The organism is Paenibacillus sepulcri, assembly GCF_042647105.1.
Classification (GTDB): Bacteria; Bacillota; Bacilli; order Paenibacillales; family Paenibacillaceae; genus Paenibacillus_Z; species Paenibacillus_Z sepulcri.
The window spans coordinates 231,447-253,901 of sequence record NZ_JBHRUP010000002.1; the positions used below are offsets into that span (position 1 = coordinate 231,447).

Sequence of the window (22,455 nt, forward strand, 5' to 3'; positions counted from 1 at the left end):
TCTATGGAACAAGGGACAACGGACAACAGCCTGCCAGGCATCCCCGGCGATTTTCTGGAACGCGCGAGGACGCTGCAGGAGCAGGTGACCGCCTGGAGAAGAGACTTCCACCGGCATCCCGAGCTCGGCTATGAGGAGTTCCGTACCTCTGATATTGTAGCGGCCTATTTGGACCGGCTAGGCCTGGAGGTTGTAAGAGGGCTTGGAGGTACGGGAGTGGTAGGGATTTTGCGGGGCGGCGGTCCGGGACCAACGTTTGCGCTTCGCGCCGATATGGACGCTCTGCCGATCGCCGACCGCAAGAATGTGCCTTACAAATCGCTCAACGAGGGTGTCGCACATTTATGCGGCCATGACGGGCACACAAGCATGCTGATGGGAGCCGCACACCTGCTGACTGAACTCCGCGAATCACTTCGCGGCAATATCAAATTTATCTTTCAGCCAGCGGAGGAAGGGTTGTTCGGGGCGAGAAAGATGATTGAGGACGGCGTGCTCAAGAATCCGCAGGTCAGCGCCATCGCCGGACTTCATGTGAATCCGAATCTGCCGACCGGCAAATTAAGCGTGGCGAGAGGGATCGCCTGTGCCGCCTGCGACACACTCAAAATTAAAATCATCGGCAAAGGCGGGCATGCCGCCCATCCTCATCTGGGTATCGATTCCATTGCGGTGGCGGCGCAGGTCGTCTCCGCGCTCCAGCTGATCGCCAGCAGGCAAATCGATCCGCTTCAGCCCGTTGTCGTCACTATCGGCCGGATCGAGGGCGGTGTCGGAGGTACCGCGATCGCTCCGGAGGTAAGTATGCTTGGCACGGTCAGAACGTTGTCGCCGGCACTGCGCGGGCAGATGCCCGATTTGATCGAGCGGGTCATACGCGGCATTACAGAATCATTCGGAGCTTCTTACGAGCTGGAATATATCAACGGCAATCCTTCGATCGTCAACGACGACGGCATGGTCGATTTGCTCGCCCGCGCAAGCCGGCAGGTACTGGGCGGGCAGGTACTGGATTTCGTTCCTCCTTCGATGGGAGGGGAAGACTTCTCGTTCTACAGCTTCGAGGTTCCGGCTGTGTTTTACCGGCTGGGCGTCAACGAAGGAACGGCGGAGACTTCGTACCCGCTTCATCATCCGATGTTCGATCTGGATGAAGGCGCGCTGACGATCGGCATTGCCGCGCATGCGGCAATTGCCTGGCATTATCTGGAGGAGAACACATAAGCGTAGCTTGTACAACTTGGACAAAGGAGGGGTTGAAATGCCGGGCCCGAAACAAATGAAGCTTGGTGTCATTCTTCAAGGTGTAGGCATCGATATGGGCAACTGGAGGCATCCGGACATGCAGACGGACGCAAGCGTCGATATCGACTGGTATATCGGCAAGGCCCGTGTGGCGGAAGCGGGCAAGCTGGATCTGCTCTTTATTACAGACGGGCTGTTTATCAACAAAAAGGTGGCGCCGCATTTTCTCAACCGACTGGAGCCGATTTCGCTGCTGTCGGCTCTGGCTGCTGCCACCTCGAGGATCGGGCTTGTAGGTACGATGTCCACCTCCTACAGCGAACCGTTTACGGTGGCGCGGCAGCTGGCTTCCATCGATCTGATCAGCCGGGGACGCGCGGGCTGGAATGTCGTCACATCGCCGGTTGAGGCGGCAGCCGGGAACTTCACCATCCGCAAATTTCCAGACCACGCTTTGCGCTACAGGATCGCCGACGAATATTTGCAGGTCACGCAGGGCTTATGGGATTCATGGGAGGACGGAGCATTCATCGGGGACAAGGAAGGAGATGTCTTCTTTGACCCCGACAAGCTGCATGCTTTGAATCACAGCGGCGAGTTTTTCTCAGTTGAGGGACCCCTCAACATCGCAAGATCGGCGCAGGGGCAACCCGTAATCTTCCAGGCTGGAACCTCCGAGGATGGGAAAAACCTCGGAGCCCGGTATGCCAGCGGCATCTTTGCCGATCCGAAGACGCTGGATGTTTCACAGTCCGTCTACCGGGATCTGAAGGGCAGGGCAGCCCGGTTCGGCCGTTCGCCGGACGAACTGCTGTTTATGCCCGGCATAACGCCGATTATCGGCCGTACGGAAGAGGAAGCTGAGCGCAAATACCAGCAGGAGCTTGAATTGCTCTCGCTGGAGAAGGCGCTGCATTTTCTGGGCCGTTTCTTTGACCATCACGATTTTACGCAGTACCTGCCGGACGAAGCCTTTCCGGATTTGGATGGTGTCGGATCCGAAGGCTTCCAGAGCAAGACGGCTGCGGTAATCGCTGATGCCAGGAAGCATGGGCTGACCCTGCGTGAAGTCGCCTATAAGGTGGCGAAGCCAAGACCGGAGTTCATCGGCACGCCTGATCAGGTGGCCGATCTGATGCAGCGTTGGCTGGATGAAGAAGGTGCCGACGGTTTCATGCTCGACATTCATTCTCCGTCGGGTTTGGAGGATTTCGTCGAGCTCGTCATCCCTGTGCTGCAGGCACGCGGGCTGTTCCGCCAAGAGTATGAACACCGTACGCTGCGGGGACATCTGGGGATGAAGATCCCCGAGAACCGGTATACGGCAGCCAGACAATCTTAAGCAGACTCTTTAACAGAATATAACGTTTGGAGGAAGCAAATATGAATGAAAGCCTGGATTTTATCGGAAAATATTCAGATACTTACCGGCATCTAGTGGAAGCAGCCGCAGGGCTTGGAGAGGACGCACTCAAGTGGAAAGAGGCAGCGGACATCTGGAGCGTGACCGAAGTGCTCGCTCATTTGGCGGATCATCATTTGATCGTCTCGTTCCGGATTCGCCATATTCTCTCGGGTGCGGAGGCGCCGCTGCCAGCGTTTAACCAGAATCGCTGGGTGGAGGGAACGGCGGCCAATGAGGCGCAGGCCGAGGAGTTTCTGTCCGCCTTTGAGGCGCTCCTAGTCTACAATAACGGGTTGTTCAGCCGATTGAAGCCGGAGGATTGGGACAAGACCGGGGTCACCCAGAAGGGCGCAGTGGTCAGTCTGCATGCGGTGCTCGAAGGATTGATCAAGCATCTGAACAACCATCTCCAGCAAATAGAGCGGATCAAATTGCATTATGCAAGTCTGAAGCAATAGCGTCACGGTTGTCGCTGCCGGCTTTTGTCCAAGGATGGATGATGGCGGACGACATTCGATTAAATATATCAGAATAATAAATATTATTCTGGCTTGGAGCCATGTCATGATCAAATTGTCCGGCATTACAAAAGCATACGGCAGTCAGCAAGTGCTCAGAGGCATCAATCTAACCGTGAACAAAGGCGAGGTCGTTGCCATCCTCGGCCCCAGCGGCTCGGGTAAAACGACTCTGCTGCGCTGCATTAATTCTCTGGAGAAAGCCAATTCGGGTGAAATATCCATCGGCGACCGGATGATCGACTGCAAGCGGGCAAGCAAAAAGGAGATTCATGCGCTGCGCGGTCAAACGGCGATGGTATTCCAGAGCTATAATTTGTTCAAGCATAAGACTGCATTGGAAAATGTCATGGAAGGACTTATCATCGTCAAGAAATTCCCGAGGAAGCTGGCAGAGGAAACAAGCGCCGCTCTGCTGGAAAAGGTCGGTCTGGCGGGAAAGTGGAACCATTATCCAAGCCAGCTGTCCGGAGGCCAGCAGCAGCGGGTCGGCATTGCCCGGGCACTCGCCTTGAATCCGGCAGTGATTTTGTTCGACGAGCCCACTTCGGCGCTTGATCCTGAGCTTGTCGGAGAAGTGCTGGCGGTCATCCGGCAAATTGCCAGAGAAGGCATTACGATGATCGTGGTGACACACGAGATGGGTTTTGCCCGGGAGGTGGCCAACCATATCGTATTTATGGATCAGGGGGTTATTGTTGAGGAGGGCTCTCCTGATGAGGTATTCAATCGCCCGAAGGAAGAGCGCACCCGGCAGTTTCTGAACCTGATGGATCCCGGCCACGCGATTTGATTCTTCTCACAAATCTTTATCTGTTATAACAACAAGAATATATAATAAGGGAGTTAATCACATGAAATCGAAACGTACGTTATGGTTCGCGGCACTGGGCCTTATGCTGCTGCTCACGGCTTGCGGCGCCAACAACACCAATAACAGCGGGAATACAGCCGGTGAGCCTTCAACAGCCGGATCAGCGGATTCGGCGTCCGAACAAACCGTCATCAAGGTGGCCACCTACAATGTTCCATCGCCCTTCTTCAGTTTTTTCGATGAGAATAACCAGCGTGTCGGCTATTTGGAGGATTATTTGAAGGCGCTGGAAGAGAAGCTGCCGGAATACAAATTTGAATATGAATCCGTCGATTGGGATTCGATGCTGATTGGAACCGATACCGGCAAATACGCATTTATGGCTTCCAATGTATTCAAAACGCCGGAACGCGAAGAGAAATATATTTATCCGAAAAAAGAATTCGTCTACTCCTTGATCTCGCTGCTCACCAGAACCGACCGGGACGACATCAAGACGCTGGACGACGTCGTAGGCAAGAAGCTCGTACCGATGGTTCCGACGGACGGAATGCGCGTTGTCGTCGACGATTATAACAAAGCCCACCCTGACAATACCATCAAGATTGAAAATATCGACAAGCGGACAACAGCAGACGTCTTCAATTTTTTGAGAACGAAGCAGTATGACACTTCCATCTCGCTTTCCCTCAATTTCCAGGGAGCTACGGAGGAGGAGAGGAAGGATCTGAAGATCAGCGCTATGGTATCGAAGGAACCGGCTTATCTGCTCTTCAATAAGAAACAGGGAGCATTGGCTGACAAGGTCGACGCGGTAACGGATGAGCTGACAAAGGACGGCACGCTGTCGAAGCTTTCTGAGAAATGGTTTGGTGTGGACGTCTTCAAGAGCATTGACGAAATCAATGCATCCAGTACGAACTAAACGTCCGGATGCTGCCGGGGCACATTCTATTCTATAGAATGGCTCCGGTTGTTCCGTGATGGCGTTAATCGGCGCAAAGGAGGAAGATCATGCCGAACAGGGATAACCACGACTGGATTTATATTGTTACCCAAATCGCCGGGAAGCTGCCAATTACGCTAGCAATGTTGCTGCTCTCGACGTTATTCGGCCTGCTGCTTGGACTTGGGATTGCCGTTGTCCGTATTCAGAAAAAGCCGGTTCTGTATACCGTCGCCACTTTTTATTTGTCGTTCATGCGCTGCACGCCGACGCTTGTTCAACTGTTTCTCGTTTATTACGGCTTGCCGGCGGTTCTTCAGCTGATCGGCATCGATGTGAACGGCTGGGACCGGTTCATTTTTGTCATCGTCACCTTCTCGCTCCACAGCGCCGCTTTTTTCTCGGAAGTCATTCGTTCGGCTTATCTGGCAGTTGGGGTTGCCCAGCAGGAAGCGGCATACAGCGTGGGGATGACCTATTTTCAGACGCTGCGGCGAATTATTTTGCCGCAGGCTTTTGGAATCGGGCTGCCGAATTTCTGCAATGATTTGATCGGGATATTAAAGGAAACCTCGCTGGCCTTCTCTATCGGCATCGTCGATATTATGGGCCAAGCGCAAATTATTATCGGCAATTCCAACGGCTTGAATGTCGTACAGGTTTATATTGTCATTTCGATTGTGTACTGGATTCTTTCCATTGCGATTGAGAAGGGCTGCGGCCGGTTGGAGAGAAGACTCAAAAGGGGCCATGCAGGCATCGTGAAGCCGGAATGAAGAAGAGGGAGGTGACTTGAGATTGGAAAACTTCGATTTGGACTACGCCCTCAAGCAATTTCCGGATGTATTGAAGGCTGTGCCCATGACGCTGCTTGTGGCCACAGTATCGCTTTTGCTCGGATTTGTGTTCGGACTTCTCATTTCATTATGCCGGACCTATAAAGTGCCCGTACTGAGCCAGTTGGGGGCGCTTTATGTTTCATTTATAAGAGGTACGCCGATGCTTGTGCAGATCTATGTCATTTTCTTCGGAACACCGATGCTGATTGATTATTTGAACAAGCAGTTCGGCTGGGGACTGAATCCGTATGGCATCTCTCCGCTCGTATACGCGCTTCTTGCCTTCACGGTCAATACGTCCGCCTATCAATCGGAGACCATTCGTTCTGCTCTCCAATCCACGGAAGCCGGGCAGATGGAGGCAGCCTTGTCGATCGGGATGACGGTGCGTCAAGCATTGTTCCGGATTATCGCTCCACAGGCATTCCTGATTGCTCTTCCGGTTTACGGAAACCTGTTCATCGGATTGATCAAGGGAACATCGCTTGCCTTTGCCGTCAAAGTTATCGAGATTATGGCGACCACCCGAATTATTGCCGGAGGCGATTACCGGTTTCTGGAAATGTACATCGATGCCGCCATCGTATATTGGGTGCTGTGTTTCCTGGTCGAACGGTTGTTTGTCCTGCTTGAGAAAAGATTCAGCCGTCATGAGAAGGTTATGCCCTGATATCCTCTATTTCTCCGCAAGGGAGCGGATGGCTTAAAATATAATCTACGATACGAAGCGCAGCCCACACAAGCGATTTGCGTTTCGAAGTGCTGCCCAAATGTCCGCAGTCGCACCTCCGGTATACCAATAGGCGAAACCGGCGGCTTTTTCATTCAAGGACTGGACATATTTCAAGGTTAAAGAACGGCTGTCTTCGAGCCATATGTGATGGATGACATGATTATTCGTGTATACCGCTGTATATTGTCCTACTGATGGATCCCATTTCAGCGATGAGAAGATGGGGAGCAGCTGCTCCTGATCAGGAAGCTCGATATCCTCCGATAGAACCTTTCCTGCCTCGATACGCCAATCTCTCGTGAATAATGGCATGCCGACAATCAATTTGGAAGGAGTTGAAATTTCTTTGTTGATCTGCTTCACACCTTGAATAAACCAGGGGAGAGAGGCAACCGAGCCCATCACGCTCGAACCTGCCCAATGCTCTTCATAGTCCATAAGAACCAGGTAATCAGCGCTTGCGCTTAATGCCGCATAATCAAAGGGCTGGCTCCAGTCCGTATTTGAATCCGGCGGCACGTCGATGGATATCACTTTCCCGGCCGAATGGAGGCGGGTTCCCAGGTCTTTGACGAATGCGGTCAACAAATCCCGGTCGTCCGGGTCCACGTTTTCGAAATCAAGGTTGAATCCGTCCAATTTATACTGTGATGCGTAATTGACAAGCTGCGTAATAACTGAATTTTTATAGACGGTTAAAAATAAATGGAGGACCTCGGCATTCGAACGGTTCCCTACAAGAGCCCACACCTTTTTCTGCTTCGCATGCGCCCATTCCACAAGCTCCGGTTCAACGGAAACGGTCAAAGCGCCATCTTTTCCCATAAAAAACCATCTTGGAGAAATAACGTTGATTGTACTTTCCATAACATGCTGTTTAAATTCCGCCGTACTGTCCATATACTGCCATCCTATCTCAATAGGCGCAGATGTTTGCGGGACCGTCCGGAGCTTGCCCAAAATCCGGTTCAAAATGGCCGCGGCTTCTTCGCGGGTCAAGCTTTGCCCCGGGTGGAAGTATTGGCCGTCGCCCCCCATAATGCCTGCATGGATGATTTCGTTCACTGATTCGGCTGCCCAAGGCGATACGCACGCTTCATCCAGGAACGGATTTGTTTGTGAAACGGGAGTCTGCCTGGTTGCCCTTGCAAGAATAACTGCCGCTTCTTCTCTTGTTATCGTTTCATTTGGAGCAAACTTTTTTTCACTCTTTCCAATAATGAGGCCTAGATTATTCGCAGCATACACCCATCCGTAGAACCAGGCCGATTTCTTGACATCATCGAAGCCGGGGATCGAATTATGTACTTGCTCCAAGCCTAACACGCCTGCGAGCATCTTTACGAACTCCGCCCGGGTGACCGTCTTGGAGGGCTCAAATAATCCGGCGCCTGTTCCGTTAATAACTTGTTTATTGTAAAGGGACAGGATATCGTTTTTCGCGAAACTCTTATTTATATCAGTAAAGACTGCTTGGGCGGCTTCAGCCCGCACATTCCAAGAAAAGGCAATAATAAGTGCCAGAATAGTAACGGCCAATCTCTTCACATTCATCTCCTCCAAGTTACAAGCATAGCAAAAATAGATTGCTATTACCTTTATAACATTATGGAAAAAGAGGTCTGTTTCTGGCCCTATTAACAGTATGGGAGGAAACCGGATATGTATGCGCTTAATCTTTTATCCGTGGTACAATATAGAGCAGCGATTTTAATTTGAAACGGGGAGTGTCAGCTATCATGAAAACGATACGCTTTGGCATTATTGGATGCGGCAATGTCACAGAAATCAAGAGCGGTCCTGGCTTCCAGAAAGCCGGAAGTTCGGAGCTCGTCGCTGTCATGCGGCGAAATGCCGGGCTCGCGGAAGACTACGCCCGAAGGCATGGCGTGCCTCGCTGGTATACGGATGCGCAGGAGTTAATCGACGATCCGGAGGTCGATGCGGTGTATATCGCGACGCCTCCCGGCTCGCATCTGGAGTATACGCTCGCGGCGGCGAAGGCGGGCAAGGCGGTTTATGTGGAGAAGCCGATGGCGCTGAACGCCAGCGAGTGCAGTGCGATGATTGCGGCTTGCCAAGAGGCGCAGGTGCCGCTTTATGTGGCTTTTTACCGGCGGGCGCTGCCGCGCTTTCTTAAAGTCAAGGAGCTGCTGGAAGCAGGCGCGATCGGCGATGTTCGTTATGCGGCAACGGTGCAATACCAGCCTGCTCCGCATACGGAAGGCGGCGAGCTTCCATGGCGGCTTCAGCCGGAGCTTTCGGGCGGCGGGCTTTTTTTCGATTTGGCCAGTCATACGCTTGATATCCTTGATTTTCTGCTGGGTCCCATCGCTGAAGCGAAGGGGATTGCATCCAACCAGCAGGGGAAGTTTGCCGGTATCGAGGATATCGTCACCGGTACATACCGGTTTGAGAACGGCGTGCACGGGACGGGCACCTGGTGTTTTTCCGCTTTTTCTCGGGAGGATCGCAATGAGATTGTCGGCTCGAAGGGCAGACTGAGCTTCTCCACATTCGGCCATGAGCCGATTCGGCTCGACACGGCAAGCGGAACGGAGGAGTTTCCGTTCGATTCCCCGCAGCACATCCAGCAGCCGCTTATTCAAACGGTGGTCAACGATTTGCTCGGATTGGGCACTTGCACCAGCACGGGGGAATCGGCGGCCCGTACGAATCGGGTGATGGACGAGCTCGTGAAGGGATTTTATCTGGATAACAAGGAATGAACACGTTTGGGAGTGTCAGGAGAGAGGTTGAGAACGTTACTAATCAAGTAATAGGGAAATAACATTTTGGAGGAACAATAGGTTGAATATAAAGTATAGAAAATTAGTAATTGAAGAGTGTGAACGAATCAATGATATGAATCCATCACAATATATAAAAAAAGCATGAAGAGAAGTGAATGGAAAACGCCAGTTAGTCGAAATTAATTATCAAGATTCTGATTGGGCTAATGGTTACGATGACCATTATAATCGCTTGAGAGCAACTATTTTAAGTGAAGGCGTTGCCATAGGTGCTTTTGATGAAAGCGGCAAATTAATAGGTTTCGCAGCAATAAATCGTGAGTTCTTTGGTGAACATGTTAAATACGTTTTATTGGACCAATTATTTGTTTCATTAGAGCATAGAAATAAGGGAATTGGTAAGAAGCTATTCTTGATCGTTGCAGAAATAGCGAGAGAGTGGCAAGCAGATAAACTATTTATTTGTGCTGGTTCTGCCGAGGAAACAGTGGCGTTTTATTTTGCGCTCGGCTGTAAAGAGTCGGCAGAAATAAATAAGAAATTTTATGAAAACGATCCAAGAGATTATCAATTAGAGTTTCTGCTTTAATAGATCATTCTATTAACCTGACATGAGCGAGGGGGGAATTACAAAGACTGCAGCTTATCGTAAAGGGTTCTGTATGGAAAAACGGAAATAATAAGGACAAACCCATTCAGTATGGGTTTGTCCTTTTTCATTTAAGCAATTATACCTCCAAACGGAACCTGTTGCTTAAATGCGAGAACCTTCTTTTTTCATGCTCGGCCTTGTCCTTGCATCCATACCGTCCGATCCGGACGGTTTTTTGCCGTATTAAGTTAAATTCAGTCCAAACCTTTTTTATACTCTCAGGAAGAAACATGCCTGAGCGCCAGAAGAAGGTGCAGCAAGTTTCTTCCTGCAAACAGATCTTCTAAAGAAGAGGACAATTTCAGACTGCAAAAGCCAAGTTTCACTCATTCTTGTCTGTGCGCCGTTACGGTAACATGAATGCAGGCAAGCCGCAGAATAGTATAGGAGAGAGGTGAATTTAAGTGGGCAGTATTGCATTTCATCATGTATTCAAGCGATACAAAGGCGAATCCCGCCCGGCCGTCAACGATTTTCACCTGTCCATCGAGGAAGGGGAGTTCCTCGTGCTGGTCGGGCCTTCAGGCTGCGGCAAATCGACGACGCTGCGCATGCTGGCAGGCCTCGAGGAAATCAGCAGCGGGGAGCTGTACATCGACGGGAAATACGTTAATTATGTTTCCCCCAAGGACAGGGATATCGCGATGGTGTTTCAGAATTACGCTTTGTACCCCAATCTGACGGTATTCGAGAATATCGCGCTTGGACTGAAGCTGCGAAAAACGGCGAAATACGAAATTGAGCTGCGGGTAAACCGGGTGGCCAAAATATTGGAGATATCGCATCTGCTGGAGCGCAAGCCAAGCCAGCTGTCCGGCGGCCAAAAGCAGCGGGTTGCGCTGGGCCGCGCGATCGCCCGGGAGCCGCAGGTATTTCTGATGGACGAGCCGCTCTCCAATCTGGACGCCAAGCTCAGAGCCCAGACGCGCGCTGAAATCATCAAGCTGCAGAGCGACCTCAAGCGGACGATGGTCTATGTCACCCACGACCAGGTGGAGGCGATGACGATGGGAACGCGGATCGTCGTCATGAAGGATGGAATTATCCAGCAGGTTGCGCCGCCACGCCAGCTATACAGCGAACCGGCTAACCTGTTCGTCGCCGGCTTCATCGGATCGCCGCAAATGAACTTCATTGACGGCACGATGCTGCGCGAAGAGGGACGGCTCTATTTCTCCAACAAACGGATGAAGCTGCTGCTCCCCGATACGTTCAATGCCCATTTCGGGGACAGACTGAGGTCCGGGCAGAATGTCGTGCTCGGGGTGCGTCCGGAGAACGCCTTCCTGAAGGCGGAGCTTTCCGGTGACGGGAATGGGGAAGAGGACAGGGACTTCGTGCCTGCCACCGTACAGATGATGGAAGCAACAGGCGCGGATTCCTATGTGTATGCTTTGATCGGGGAAACCAGGATCATTGCACGCACGGACCCCGAGATCATATACAGGCCGGGCGATAAGCTCCTTGTCGGCTTTAACATGAACAAGGTTCACTTCTTCGACGAAAATACGGGTATTTCCCTCGCGGCCGGAGGAGATGAGGGATGAGGCAATCCGGAGGTTTACGCATCTTCCGCATCCCGGGATTTACCCGGATCGCCATCCGGCTGCTGTTGGTTGCGGCAATCGCATTCGGCGGGTATCACTGGTTCTCGGGCAAGAAATCGGTTAGCTACGCTTCGAATGTAAGCGCTTCCCAATTGATGGCGTTCAAGGATGCCGGCGCGGAGCTGCCCTATGTCAAGGAGATGATGAATCATCCCGCCGAAGCATTGGACTTGCAGCCGATTGCGATTGACCCGGCAGCTTATACCCTTGCAGCTGCAGAAACGAAGCTCGCAGCGGAGAACGGGCCGGATGGAGCCATACTGAATTGGAACGGTGCGGAAGGCTGGGTGGAGTGGAGGTTCAACGCCCCAACGGCAGGATGGTACGAGCTTCATCTGGATTACAAACCGCTTGCCGGAGGCAATACATCCGCAGTCCGCGGGGTACAGATCGACGGACGTTTTCCTTTTCTCGAATCGGAGCACATCGAGCTGGAGCGAAACTGGAAGGACGCCAAGTATCCTTACGACCGCAATGAGGCCGGCATGCAGATTCGCCCGCAGCAGACTGAATTGATCGGATGGATAAACAAAGCCGTGTCGGATTATACCGCATCCTCAAGACCGCTCCTGTACCGGCTCGAGCAGGGGGAACACACCCTGAGACTGGTTGGCGAGAGGGAACCGATTGCGCTGCGCGCAATCACGTTCCAGGCCCAGACGCCGCTCCCGTCCTATGCGGAATACGAAATGGCGCATCCGGTCCCCGCCGCACAGGAGAACTGGTACGGCTTGAGCGAAGCGGAGCAGTTCGAACGGAAATCCGGCTTGGCGATCCAGACGGATCATTGGTCAGAGCCTTATATTTCGCCGGATCCGAAAGGCCGGATCACCTACAATGTGCTCGGCGGGCAGAGATGGCGTGTGCCTGGCGAGTGGGTCGAATGGGAGATGACGGTGCCGGCTGACGGCTATTATGAGATTGATTTGAAAAATGTTCAGAATTATCGTCCCGGCTTCAAGGCTTATCGCACGATCGAGATCGACGGCAGGACGCCATTCAAGGAGATGCTTCACTTCGGCCTCGATTTCACCAAGGAATTCGCAATTACAACGCTGGCAGACTCGCAAGGCAAGCCTTTCCGGTTTTATCTTGAACAAGGAACCCATACGATCCGGATGATCGCGGATTCGTCGGAGCTGCAGCCGATTACATTGGCTCTGAAGGACACACTGTCGCAGATTGCGGCTTTCGACCAGCATATCCGGCTTATTACCGGCAACTACAGCAAATCGGCATTCGATGCCAATATGGATTCCACACGCACCTGGGATATGGTCAAATTCGATCCTGATGCAGCCGCAAAAATACAAGCGTTCATCCAGCGGTTATCCGATATCCGCGAATATATCAACGGCTTGAACGGCAAAAATTCAGACTTGTCGGAAGCGATCAAAGGCTCGGTTGACCTTCTGGACAAGATGCTGGCGGACGTGAACGAAATCCCGAACAAGATCAACGATTTCGCGACCATCCAGAGCAATATCGGCAATTGGATGTCCACGCTGACCCAGCAGCCAATGCTGCTTGATTATCTTGTCCTGCGCACGCCGGATACCAGAACCGGACTGAAGGTGCCTACAACACTGTCGAGAATTCCTTACACGCTCACGGATTTCGCCCGTTCCTTCTACATGGATTACGATCTGAGCAGCAGCAATGAAGACGGGGCATTGACAGTATGGGTGCAGCGGGGACGCGATTACGTCGATTTGCTGCAGGAGATGGTCAACCAGGATTTCACTCCGAAGACGGGCATTCAGGTCAATATCAATCTGATGCCAAATCCGAACATGCTCATTCTGGGAAATGCCGCCGGTGACGTGCCGGACGTCGCCTTGGGAATCGGCGAAGCGACACCGGCCGATTATGCGATGAGGGATGCGGTGGAGGACTTGTCGAAGTATCCGGGGTTTGAAGAGGTGAACAAGCGGTTCATCCCCGGAGTCAGCCGCGCGCTCACGTACAACGGCGGAACGTACGGGGTTCCCGAGGTCCAGAACTTCCAGATCCTGTTCTACCGCTCGGACATCCTGGAGAATCTGCACCTGAAGGTTCCGGATACATGGGATGATGTCTTCGATATCCTGCCGACGCTGCAGGAGAACGGGATGACGATGAATTTTCCGAAAGGCGATTTCTCGACGCTCTTCTTCGAGAACGGCGCCGAGCCCTATGCTGCGAATGGGCTTAGGACCGATTTGATGAGCGATGCCGGCCAGAAGGCATTCAAAATGTGGACGGAACTGTTCACGAAATACAATTTACCGATCGACATTCCGGCCTTCTTCCAGCATTTCCGCGATGGAGACATTCCGATCGGAGTCTCGGATTTTAATACGTATGTGCAGCTGCTCGTAGCCGCTCCGGAGATTACAGGCCATTGGAAAATCGCTCCCCTTCCGGGCATCAGACAAGCGGATGGCGAGGTTGCCAGATGGTCGCCGCAAGGGGTGTCTGCCGCCATGATCATGAAGAAGAGCACGCAGAAGGACGCAGCCTGGGAATTTCTGAAATGGTGGACATCGGGCGAGGTGCAAGCCCGGTACGCGAATGACATTGAATCGTTCTACGGCCTCGAATTCCGCTGGAACACTGCGAATGTCGAAGCGATGCAATCGCTGAACTGGCCCGGCGAGGATTTGAAAGCGCTGCGGGAGCAAGCCCGCTGGGCGAAGAATATGCCCAACGTACCGGGGTACTACTTCCTTGGCAGAGAGATGGAATTCGCCTGGAACCGCACGGTATTTGACGGCATGCCCGCCGTGGAGTCCCTGGAGCAGGCGCAGCTGTCGCTGCAGCGCGAAATGGACAGCAGGCAGAAGGATTTCGGCATAAACGGAATGGACCTGCAGGTCCCGCAAATCCACGAACCTTACGAATGGGAGGAACCGGACTCATGAAGACAGAGCTTTCTCCCGGCATGAAGGCACAGCGGTCCTCGGCGATTAAGCTGAATTTGAACCGCTTCTGGATGGACATCCGGCGCGACGCCTTTTGCTACCTGTTCCTTGCGCCGTTCCTGATCTGCTTCATCGTGTTCATCGTTATTCCGGTAGCGATGGCTGCGACGCTCGGCTTCACTTCCTATGACGGCTTCGGATCGCTGCATTTCATCGGCTTCGACAATTACATCGGGCTTGTAACGCAGGATATTATCTTCCTGACCAAAGCGCTGCCGAACACTTTCTTGTTCGCCCTGATCGTCGGTCCTGGCGGTTATGTGCTGGCCTTTCTGTTCGCCTGGCTGATCCATCAGCTGCCGATCAAAATCAGGGACTACTACACGCTGGCCTTCTACGCGCCTTCGATGGCCGGAGCCGTGGCATTGTCTGTCGTGTGGATCGCCGCCTTCAGCGGCGACCGCGTCGGCTACGTCAACCAGTTTCTGCTTGAAATGGGGTGGATCGAAGCGCCGATCGTCTGGCTTCAGGATCCCAAGTACCTGATGATTATCATGATCGTCGTTTCCTTATGGGTCAGCTTCAGCGTCGGCTTTCTCGCGATGCTGGCCGGGCTGCAGACGGTAAACCGGGAGCTGTACGAAGCGGGCCGCATCGATGGCATCTCGAACCGGCTTCAGGAAGTGTTCTATATCACCATTCCTTCCATGAAGCCGCAGCTGCTGTTCAGCGCCGTCATGACGATCGTCTCGACGCTCAAAGCGGGCAGCATCTCCACGCAGCTGACTGGAATGGCGATCACCCCCCAGTATGCGGGCCACCTCATCATCAACCATATCGACGATTACGCATTCATTCGATTCCAGCTCGGCTATGCTTCGTCTATTTCGGTCATGCTGCTGATCGTCAGCTATTTTGCCATGAGATTCGCTTACCGGCTGTTCGGATCGAAGGAGGAACTATAAAACGATGATTCGAAGACTCCGCAGAACGTCGCCGTTTCAGATCACTCTTGTCACCGTCTTTACTGCGCTTGCGGCTTTTATGTCGCTGCCGATCATTTTTATCCTGAACCATGCCTTCAAGCCGCAGAATGAGCTTTTTCTGTTTCCGCCGCGGTTTTTCGTGCAGAATCCGACGTTTCGCAATTTCGAATCGCTGTTTCTTCACGCATCGAATGCGACGGTTCCGTTTACCCGTTATCTGTTCAACAGTATGGTCGTGGCGGCATTGACGCTGATCAGCGTCATCGTCGTCAGCACAATGGCGGCGTATGTGCTCGCCAAATACCAGTTTCATTTCAAACATCTGATCATGGCTCTCATTACGCTGTCGCTGATGTTCGCGCCGGAAACAGTAGCGATTCCGCGATATCTCATCATCAATGGAATCGGGCTGAACAACACGTATTTCGGGCATGTTCTGCCTGCTCTGGCTTCGCCGGTTGCGGTGTTCATGCTGGTCGGCTTCGTCTCGCAGATTCCGAACGATCTGGTGGAGGCAGCCAAGATCGACGGGGCCAGCCACTTCGGCATTTTCATCCGGATCGTGCTGCCGCTCTGCGTGCCCGCCATCGCCACCATCTCGATCTTCACGTTCCAGGGCGTGTGGGGAGATGTGGAGACATCGACCTTGTTCATGCAAAAAGAGGCGATGAGGACGCTGGCTTTCTATGTCAACAGCCTGCTCAGCGGACTCCAGAACAATGTGGCCGGTCAAAATATGGCCGCCGCTGCCGGTCTGCTTATGTTTATTCCGAACCTGCTCATATTCCTGCTCTTCCAGCGGAGAGTGCTGGAGACGATGGTTCATTCCGGAATCAAGTAATTTCATCAGCAAAGGAAGTCTGAAGTGATGAAGAAATGGATTGCTTGCCTGCTTGTGGCAGCGACGGCCTTGCTCGCCGTGCCTGATACCATGTATGCCCGGCTTCCCTATATAACCAGCTACTTCGACAGCAATCAGTCCTCGTGGTTCCGGATCCAGCCGATTTATACGCCGGCCGATGCCTATTCCGCCCGCTTCGGTGAGCCAGTCGATCTGCATGTGGCAGCGGACGATAAGGTGTATGTGGCCGACAAGGAGCTGGGCCAGGTCATCGTGCTGAACAATGACGGTTCGCTGGAGAGGACGATTGGAGATGAGGAAGGGATCGGGCAGCTCAGCTCGCCCGAGGGTGTATTCGTCACCCCGGAAGGTCTTGTTTATGTGGCGGATGCCGGCAATCAGCGAATTGCGGTGTTCGATTCGGACGGCGCGTTCGAACGCGAATACAAGAAGCCGGATTCGGCTCTGCTGGGCTCCGAGCACTTCGTGCCGAACAAGCTCGTCGTCGACCGCCGCGGCGTGATGTACATTGCGCTGAATTCCTCCTATCAAGGTCTTGTCCGTCTGAACGGCGATGGAGAGTTCATGGGCTATTTCGGCGCCAACAAGGCGCAGCAGACGCTGCTTAACTGGCTGAAGAAGCTGATTCTCAACAAGGAGCAGCTGGCGAAGGAGACGGCCAGCCTGCCCCGACCGATTACGAATATTTCGCTTGATGACGACGGCTTCATCTATACGTCAACAGCGGCCGGCTTCGGCCAGGGAGCGATCCGCAAGCTGAATGCCGGGGGCGTGGACGCCTTCAAGAACAAAACACTGGAGAACGGCCACGGCATTGTGGATATGGCGGTCGACAAGGACGGGTTTCTGTACAATGTCGATCTGGATTCAGAGCGTATTAATCTGTACGACCGCAGCGGCAATGCGCTGTTTGCGTTCGGACTCGTCGACAAGGAGACGCAGCAGTACGGCGTCCTCGGTTATCCGACAGGCATCGGCGTCGATTCGCATAATGGAATTTGGATATCCGACAGCCTGACCAAGACCGTGCACAAGTACGTCCGCACCGAATTCGGCAGCGACGTCCTCCAGGCGCTCGTGCTCTACACGGATGGCAAATATGAAGAGAGCAAGCCTTACTGGGACCGGGTTTACGCCCGCAATGACATGTACAACGGCACGTTCCAGGGGCTCGGCAAGGTTTACCTGCATGAGAATAATGACGGCGAAGCGCTGAAGTTCATGAAGACGGCATTCGATACGGACGGTTATTCCAAAGCGTTCTGGCAAATCCGGCTGGAATGGCTTCAGGCACACTTCGTGGTCATGTTCCTATGCCTGGTCGGGCTGGGACTGTTGATCCATTTTGGCATGAAGGGTATCCGCAGGCTCCTGCGCAGACATCCGCTTCCGCCTGCATGGAGCAGGCCGCTTGCCGATCTGCGGAACTTCGGTTACGTCATGATTCATCCCTATCAGGGCTTTTACCGGCTGAAGGAGGCGCGCGTCGCGCCGTGGATAATTATCCTCCTTCTGGTTGCGGTATTCGGGGTCAAGCTGGCGACGATATATGGGACCGGCTTCCTGTTCCATCCCGTCGATTTGATGGAGATCAACCTGCGCAATGAGCTGGGCCTGTTCGTGCTTCCATGGCTGACCTGGATCATCGCCAATTATCTCGTTTGCAGCGTCAAGGATGGAGAAGGTAGGTTCAGGGAGGTCATGCAAGGCAGCACTTATGCGCTTGCGCCATACTTGTTCTTCTCTATTCCAATCGTGATTCTGTCCAATATCGTTACGCTGGATGAGAAAGTAATTATCGGCTCCCTGAACTCGGCGATGGTGCTGTGGCTTGGGGTGATGTTCATCGTCATGACCCAGGTCATTCATAATTTTGATTTTCTGGAGACGCTCAAAAATACGGCTGTCACCGTATTCACGATCGGCACGATCTGGCTGTTCGGCTTCATCGTGTTCGGTCTGTCCTTCAACCTGTACGATTTCTTCTATCAGCTCTACAAAGAGGTGAGTTTCTATCAATAACGTTATCAAGCGGCAGTCCCTTCGGGTAAAGCTGATATCCGTGATCGTGCTTGCTATCGCCGTGCTATTGTTGATTGTCATTCCGGCCCGCGGCGGAGGGCCGACCCCGGCGGAGACATTTGCAGAAGCGGGTATCGATGTGCCGGAGCCGGTTCACGCGCCGCTGTACGACGGAGAAGCGTGGAAGCCGGCAGTCGGGGCAGACGGTTTCGCACTGGCAATGGAGAATGACAAGTACGAGCTGTACGTCCGTCCGGACAATACGCAAATCGCCGTGGTCGACAACCGGACCGGCTATCGGTGGACCAGCAATCCCACCGGACAGCAGTTGACCAAGGAAACCGTCAAGGGCCAGCTGCTCTCCAATCTCAAATCGACATTCATCCTGACCTATGTCAAGACAAGCGGGGTGGATCAGACGATCAGGGAAGTGCTCAATGGAGAAAGCCCCGGCACGCAAGCCGTGATGACCAGAAGCGGTGCCGGACTTCAAATCGCCTACTCATTTCCGGAGAAGAAGCTCGGCTTCGCCATTCAATACGAATTGTCGGACAAAGGGTTAAAAGTGCGCGTACCGGCGGACGGCATTCGGGAGGACGGGGAGTACGCCGTCTTCTCCCTCGACCTGCTCCCATATTTTGGCGCGGCGGAGGTGAATGAGAATGGCTATCTGTTCGTACCCGACGGCCCCGGAGGGCTCATCCGTTTCGATACCGACCATGCGGATATCTCCAGAGGCTATATTCATGAGGTTTACGGATCGGAAATTACGAATACGGCCAATTGGACCCGGGCCGGGGAACGGCGGGAAGATATTGCTTATCCGGTATTCGGTCTGAAAAAGGGCGATCACGCGTTCCTCGCCGTCCTGACCGAAGGAGACGATTCGGCCAATATAGCCGCCATGGCGCCCGGATTGAAATCGTCCTTCTTCAACATCTATTCCAGCCAGATCTACCGCGAGGAATATCTGTATCAGATGAGCCGGCTCGCCGCTCCGGCCAAAGCGGTCCAGAAGCAGCTGCTCAACCGGGACCGCGAATTGGAATACCGGTTTCTGGACGGGAAAGCCGCCGATTACACCGGCATGGCCAACGCATACCGCGACTATCTGACAGAAACCGGCCGATTGAAGGAAACGCTGAAGCCGGTCGATCACATTCCGCTGTATTTGAAAATCATGGGAGGCAATTATCAGATCGCCTACAGCCAGGTGCAGTATGTGGCTGCGACTACTTTCCCCCAGGCGGCGGATATCGTCGACAGCCTGCGCAGCAAGGGAGTAGCGAATTCCAAAGTCATTTTCTACGGCTGGCAGAACCAGGGCGACTATAACATGGAGAAGCGCTTTCCGGTCGAACCGGCGCTTGGCGGAGAGTCCGCCGCTCAGGCATTCGTGTCGAAGATGAAGGGGGAGGGAACCGACGTCTTCTTCCAGGACGACTTCGTCTGGTACGACGAGCACTCATCGACATCTGGCAAGAACTACGCCGTTCGGGCCATCGACGGTACCGCATTCATCGATGAAGGCTGGTACTTGGGCAAGCCGGTTCTGACCGTCGCAAATGCCGTGAGCACGATCGACAAGCTGAAGAAAATCGGTGTATCCGGCATTCATTACAACGGGCTTGGCGAGATGGTATTCAACGATTATGAGCCTTCGGGGATCTTGACGCGAGAGTTCACGAAGAACGTATACGACGGTCTTCTGGCTTATACCAGGAAGACGCTCGGCTCGGCCGGCGTCACACGGGGCAATGCGTATACGATCGGACAAACGGATTATATCGATTATTTTCCCTATGATTCCAGCTATGATTTCATGATCGACGAGACCGTCCCGTTCTACCCGATCGTGCTGCACGGCTATGTGCCGTACTCGTTCGAGGAGGGCAATCTTAGGGACGATGCGGAGACGGAGTTTCTGAAGGCGATCGAATACGGGGCCGTTCCCTCATTCATCATCACGCATGACGATTCCCGCAAGCTGAAGAACACGGATGCGGATTTTCTCTACAGCAGCAGCTTCGCCAAATGGGAGAGCCGGATCGTCGAAGAGTACGGCAAATTCGATTCGCTCGCCAACGTGTTCGCGCAGAAGATCGTTCGCCATGAGAAGCTGTCCGCGAGCCGGTTCGCAACAACGTACGAAAACGGGACCAAAGTTATCGTCGATTACGGAACCAAAACGTTCGAGGTCGAGAAGGGAGGAGGCGCATGAGCGAGGTAAAAGCAAGCAAGAGGGATGCGCGTCTCTATCACTCGAAGCTTTACGGTACGGGATTGCTGTTCATGCTTCCGTGGATCATTGGCTTCTGCCTGTTTGTCGCCATTCCGATCGGCTGGTCGCTGTTCATGTCTTTTCACAAAGTCGCCGTCGTTCCCGGCGGATTCAAATACGACTGGCTTGGCATGCAAAATTACCGGGACGCCTTCCTGAAGGATAATGTCTTTCCGATTGAACTGATTACCTACTTCCAGCAGACGCTGCTGATGGTTCCGATCATCGTCATATTCGCGCTGCTGATCTCCGTGCTGCTGAACCAGAAATTTCCTGGGCGGTTCCTGTACCGCGCGCTGTTCTTCCTGCCTGTTATTTTCGCAACCGGCCAGGTGCTGTCCGAGCTCTTCGCGCAAGGGGCGGGAGAAATCCCGTTCCTTGACCAATACAACCTGGAGCCGCTCGTTCAGCAGTACATAGGCGCCGAATTTGCCAAGACCGTCATGGACGTTCTGAGCCGGGTTTTTCTGATCCTCTGGTATTCAGGCGTGCAAATTCTCATCTTTATCGCAGGCTTTCAGACCATTTCGCCATCTATTTATGAGGCGGTCCGGATTGACGGAGCATCCCCCTGGGACAGCTTCTGGAAGATTACACTGCCGGCCTGCGTACCGTTCATCAGCCTGAACGTCCTGTACACGATTATCGACCTGTTCACATTTCCGCTGAATCCGGTCCTCAAGCATATCAAGGACAACATGTTCAAGATCGATACCGGCTACGGTTATGCCAGCGCACTGGCCTGGATCTATTTCGGGTTCATCTTCGTCCTGATCGCAATCGTCCTGTGGCTGTTCGCCCGGAGCATGAAAACGAGGAGGGCTAACTTATGAATAATACCGGACTGTGGATCGAGAAAGCGAGAAAACAAACGCGCATGCTGGTCTGGAACCGCAAAACCCAGAAGGTCAAAATGCTGGTCATGGGACGAAATCTGTCGGATGGCCTGCTTGCCAAGCTGATCATCTTCTTCCTGCTCTCCATCGTTGCTTATCTGTACCTGCAGCCGCTTCTCTATATGGTGAGCACCATGTTCAAAAACACCAGCGACTTGCTCGATCCAACCGTCAAATGGATTCCGCGCCAGGTGACCTGGGAGAATCTCACCAAGGCTCTTGAGGGCCTGCAGTATCCGGAAGCGCTGAGAAACACAGCCTTGATCGCTCTGTCCTGCTCGCTGGCGCAGGTATTGATCTGCGCTATGACCGGCTATGCGCTCGCCCGCCTGGCTGTGCCGTTCAAGGGACTTTTTACGGCGCTTGTCATCCTGACCTTCCTTATTCCGCCGCAGGTTATCATCATTCCGCTGTACGTCATTTTCAGCAAGCTCGGCCTGCTTAATTCAATCTTCGTATTTCTTGTTCCGGCGATCTTCGGGCAGGGCCTCAAGGGCGCGCTATTCATCCTGATCTTCCGGCAGTTCTTCCGGGCACAGCCGCTGAGTCTTGAGGAAGCCGCGAAGCTGGACGGGGCGTCGACGTTCCGCCTGTTCTTCCGTATCATGCTGCCGCTGGCCGGGTCCGCTTGTCTCGTCGTGTTTCTGTTCTCATTCATCTGGTACTGGAACATGTACTACGAGCCGTCGATGTTTCTTGCCAAGGGATTCACGCCTTTGTCGATCCGCCTGGACAATCTGGAGGACGTACTGAATCCTTCGCTGCTGGGCAACACCAACGGCACCAATAATCCGGTCACGGAAGGAACCAAAATGGCCGCGGCGTTCCTGATCATTTTGCCGCCTATAATTATCTTCATGTTCCTGCAGCGCTGGTTCGTTACCGGTATTGAACGAACCGGGATCGTGGAATAGAAGGTGTATAAGGAGAATCGATCCGAAGGGAGTGATGCCCGAACAACATGAGATGATGAGGGCCGTCAACCGGCTAGGG

The 22,455-nt window shown here is 53.3% G+C and carries 18 protein-coding genes; 17 read left to right on the forward strand and 1 reads right to left on the reverse strand.

The window, feature by feature from the left end; genetic code table 11:
* The first annotated feature begins 3 nt into the window (after positions 1-3).
* The 7 genes from ACFOLF_RS36095 (at position 4) to ACFOLF_RS36125 (ending at position 6,437) form a co-directional block, all read left to right on the forward strand.
* Complete coding sequence (locus tag ACFOLF_RS36095; protein WP_210040171.1) at positions 4-1,224, forward strand: M20 metallopeptidase family protein; 1,221 nt, start codon at positions 4-6, stop codon at positions 1,222-1,224.
* A gap of 37 nt (positions 1,225-1,261) precedes the next feature.
* The gene (locus tag ACFOLF_RS36100) at positions 1,262-2,587 is read left to right on the forward strand and encodes an LLM class flavin-dependent oxidoreductase (protein ID WP_210040170.1); all 1,326 of its coding nucleotides are present in this window, start codon (positions 1,262-1,264) and stop codon (positions 2,585-2,587) included.
* 41 nt (positions 2,588-2,628) lie between these two features.
* Complete coding sequence (locus tag ACFOLF_RS36105) at positions 2,629-3,108, forward strand: DinB family protein (RefSeq protein WP_210040169.1); 480 nt, start codon at positions 2,629-2,631, stop codon at positions 3,106-3,108.
* Positions 3,109-3,214: 106 nt separating this feature from the next.
* Positions 3,215-3,961 carry an amino acid ABC transporter ATP-binding protein gene (locus ACFOLF_RS36110; protein WP_210040168.1) on the forward strand — a complete coding sequence of 249 codons (747 nt, stop codon included), beginning with the start codon at positions 3,215-3,217 and terminating at the stop codon, positions 3,959-3,961.
* A 61-nt stretch (positions 3,962-4,022) separates the two neighbouring features.
* Positions 4,023-4,907, forward strand: coding sequence for a transporter substrate-binding domain-containing protein (locus ACFOLF_RS36115; protein WP_210040167.1), 885 nt, complete (start codon positions 4,023-4,025; stop codon positions 4,905-4,907).
* Positions 4,908-4,996: 89 nt separating this feature from the next.
* On the forward strand, positions 4,997-5,704 hold the full coding sequence (locus tag ACFOLF_RS36120; protein WP_210040166.1) for an amino acid ABC transporter permease: 708 nt from the start codon (positions 4,997-4,999) through the stop codon (positions 5,702-5,704).
* Between the two features lie 16 nt (positions 5,705-5,720).
* On the forward strand, positions 5,721-6,437 hold the full coding sequence (locus ACFOLF_RS36125; protein ID WP_379113188.1) for an amino acid ABC transporter permease: 717 nt from the start codon (positions 5,721-5,723) through the stop codon (positions 6,435-6,437).
* 45 nt (positions 6,438-6,482) lie between these two features.
* Here ACFOLF_RS36125 and ACFOLF_RS36130 read toward each other — a convergent pair whose 3' ends face one another.
* The gene (locus tag ACFOLF_RS36130) at positions 6,483-8,048 is read right to left on the reverse strand and encodes an S-layer homology domain-containing protein (protein WP_210040165.1); all 1,566 of its coding nucleotides are present in this window, start codon (positions 8,046-8,048) and stop codon (positions 6,483-6,485) included.
* Between the two features lie 191 nt (positions 8,049-8,239).
* Here ACFOLF_RS36130 and ACFOLF_RS36135 point away from each other — a divergent pair, with 191 nt between their 5' ends.
* From ACFOLF_RS36135 to ACFOLF_RS36180, 10 genes are all read left to right on the forward strand, one after another.
* On the forward strand, positions 8,240-9,229 hold the full coding sequence (locus ACFOLF_RS36135; RefSeq protein WP_210040164.1) for a Gfo/Idh/MocA family protein: 990 nt from the start codon (positions 8,240-8,242) through the stop codon (positions 9,227-9,229).
* 175 nt (positions 9,230-9,404) lie between these two features.
* Positions 9,405-9,842, forward strand: a complete 438-nt coding sequence (locus ACFOLF_RS36140; protein ID WP_210040163.1) for a GNAT family N-acetyltransferase — start codon at positions 9,405-9,407, stop codon at positions 9,840-9,842.
* A gap of 467 nt (positions 9,843-10,309) precedes the next feature.
* Positions 10,310-11,452: an ABC transporter ATP-binding protein gene (locus ACFOLF_RS36145; RefSeq protein WP_210040162.1), complete on the forward strand. Its 1,143-nt coding sequence runs from the start codon at positions 10,310-10,312 to the stop codon at positions 11,450-11,452.
* Positions 11,449-14,415 carry an extracellular solute-binding protein gene (locus tag ACFOLF_RS36150; protein ID WP_210040161.1) on the forward strand — a complete coding sequence of 989 codons (2,967 nt, stop codon included), beginning with the start codon at positions 11,449-11,451 and terminating at the stop codon, positions 14,413-14,415. The genes ACFOLF_RS36145 and ACFOLF_RS36150 overlap by 4 nt, the downstream gene beginning before the upstream one ends.
* Complete coding sequence (locus ACFOLF_RS36155) at positions 14,412-15,380, forward strand: carbohydrate ABC transporter permease (RefSeq protein ID WP_379113185.1); 969 nt, start codon at positions 14,412-14,414, stop codon at positions 15,378-15,380. Before ACFOLF_RS36150 ends, ACFOLF_RS36155 begins: the two co-directional genes overlap by 4 nt.
* Before the next feature lie 4 nt (positions 15,381-15,384).
* On the forward strand, positions 15,385-16,242 hold the full coding sequence (locus ACFOLF_RS36160) for a carbohydrate ABC transporter permease (RefSeq protein WP_210040160.1): 858 nt from the start codon (positions 15,385-15,387) through the stop codon (positions 16,240-16,242).
* Between the two features lie 27 nt (positions 16,243-16,269).
* Positions 16,270-18,285, forward strand: coding sequence for a YIP1 family protein (locus tag ACFOLF_RS36165; protein WP_210040159.1), 2,016 nt, complete (start codon positions 16,270-16,272; stop codon positions 18,283-18,285).
* Positions 18,286-18,325: 40 nt separating this feature from the next.
* Positions 18,326-20,506 carry a DUF5696 domain-containing protein gene (locus ACFOLF_RS36170; RefSeq protein WP_210040158.1) on the forward strand — a complete coding sequence of 727 codons (2,181 nt, stop codon included), beginning with the start codon at positions 18,326-18,328 and terminating at the stop codon, positions 20,504-20,506.
* The gene (locus ACFOLF_RS36175; RefSeq protein ID WP_210040157.1) at positions 20,503-21,399 is read left to right on the forward strand and encodes a carbohydrate ABC transporter permease; all 897 of its coding nucleotides are present in this window, start codon (positions 20,503-20,505) and stop codon (positions 21,397-21,399) included. Before ACFOLF_RS36170 ends, ACFOLF_RS36175 begins: the two co-directional genes overlap by 4 nt.
* On the forward strand, positions 21,396-22,376 hold the full coding sequence (locus ACFOLF_RS36180; RefSeq protein ID WP_210040156.1) for a carbohydrate ABC transporter permease: 981 nt from the start codon (positions 21,396-21,398) through the stop codon (positions 22,374-22,376). The genes ACFOLF_RS36175 and ACFOLF_RS36180 overlap by 4 nt, the downstream gene beginning before the upstream one ends.
* Positions 22,377-22,455: the final 79 nt, after the last annotated feature.

Coding starts and splice junctions, on each gene's coding strand:
- ACFOLF_RS36095 (WP_210040171.1), top strand. CDS start 4: ATGGAACAAGGGACAACGGACAACAGCCTGCCAGGCATCCCCGGCGAT.
- ACFOLF_RS36100 (WP_210040170.1), top strand. CDS start 1,262: ATGCCGGGCCCGAAACAAATGAAGCTTGGTGTCATTCTTCAAGGTGTA.
- ACFOLF_RS36105 (WP_210040169.1), top strand. CDS start 2,629: ATGAATGAAAGCCTGGATTTTATCGGAAAATATTCAGATACTTACCGG.
- ACFOLF_RS36110 (WP_210040168.1), top strand. CDS start 3,215: ATGATCAAATTGTCCGGCATTACAAAAGCATACGGCAGTCAGCAAGTG.
- ACFOLF_RS36115 (WP_210040167.1), top strand. CDS start 4,023: ATGAAATCGAAACGTACGTTATGGTTCGCGGCACTGGGCCTTATGCTG.
- ACFOLF_RS36120 (WP_210040166.1), top strand. CDS start 4,997: ATGCCGAACAGGGATAACCACGACTGGATTTATATTGTTACCCAAATC.
- ACFOLF_RS36135 (WP_210040164.1), top strand. CDS start 8,240: ATGAAAACGATACGCTTTGGCATTATTGGATGCGGCAATGTCACAGAA.
- ACFOLF_RS36150 (WP_210040161.1), top strand. CDS start 11,449: ATGAGGCAATCCGGAGGTTTACGCATCTTCCGCATCCCGGGATTTACC.
- ACFOLF_RS36155 (WP_379113185.1), top strand. CDS start 14,412: ATGAAGACAGAGCTTTCTCCCGGCATGAAGGCACAGCGGTCCTCGGCG.
- ACFOLF_RS36160 (WP_210040160.1), top strand. CDS start 15,385: ATGATTCGAAGACTCCGCAGAACGTCGCCGTTTCAGATCACTCTTGTC.
- ACFOLF_RS36165 (WP_210040159.1), top strand. CDS start 16,270: ATGAAGAAATGGATTGCTTGCCTGCTTGTGGCAGCGACGGCCTTGCTC.
- ACFOLF_RS36175 (WP_210040157.1), top strand. CDS start 20,503: ATGAGCGAGGTAAAAGCAAGCAAGAGGGATGCGCGTCTCTATCACTCG.
- ACFOLF_RS36180 (WP_210040156.1), top strand. CDS start 21,396: ATGAATAATACCGGACTGTGGATCGAGAAAGCGAGAAAACAAACGCGC.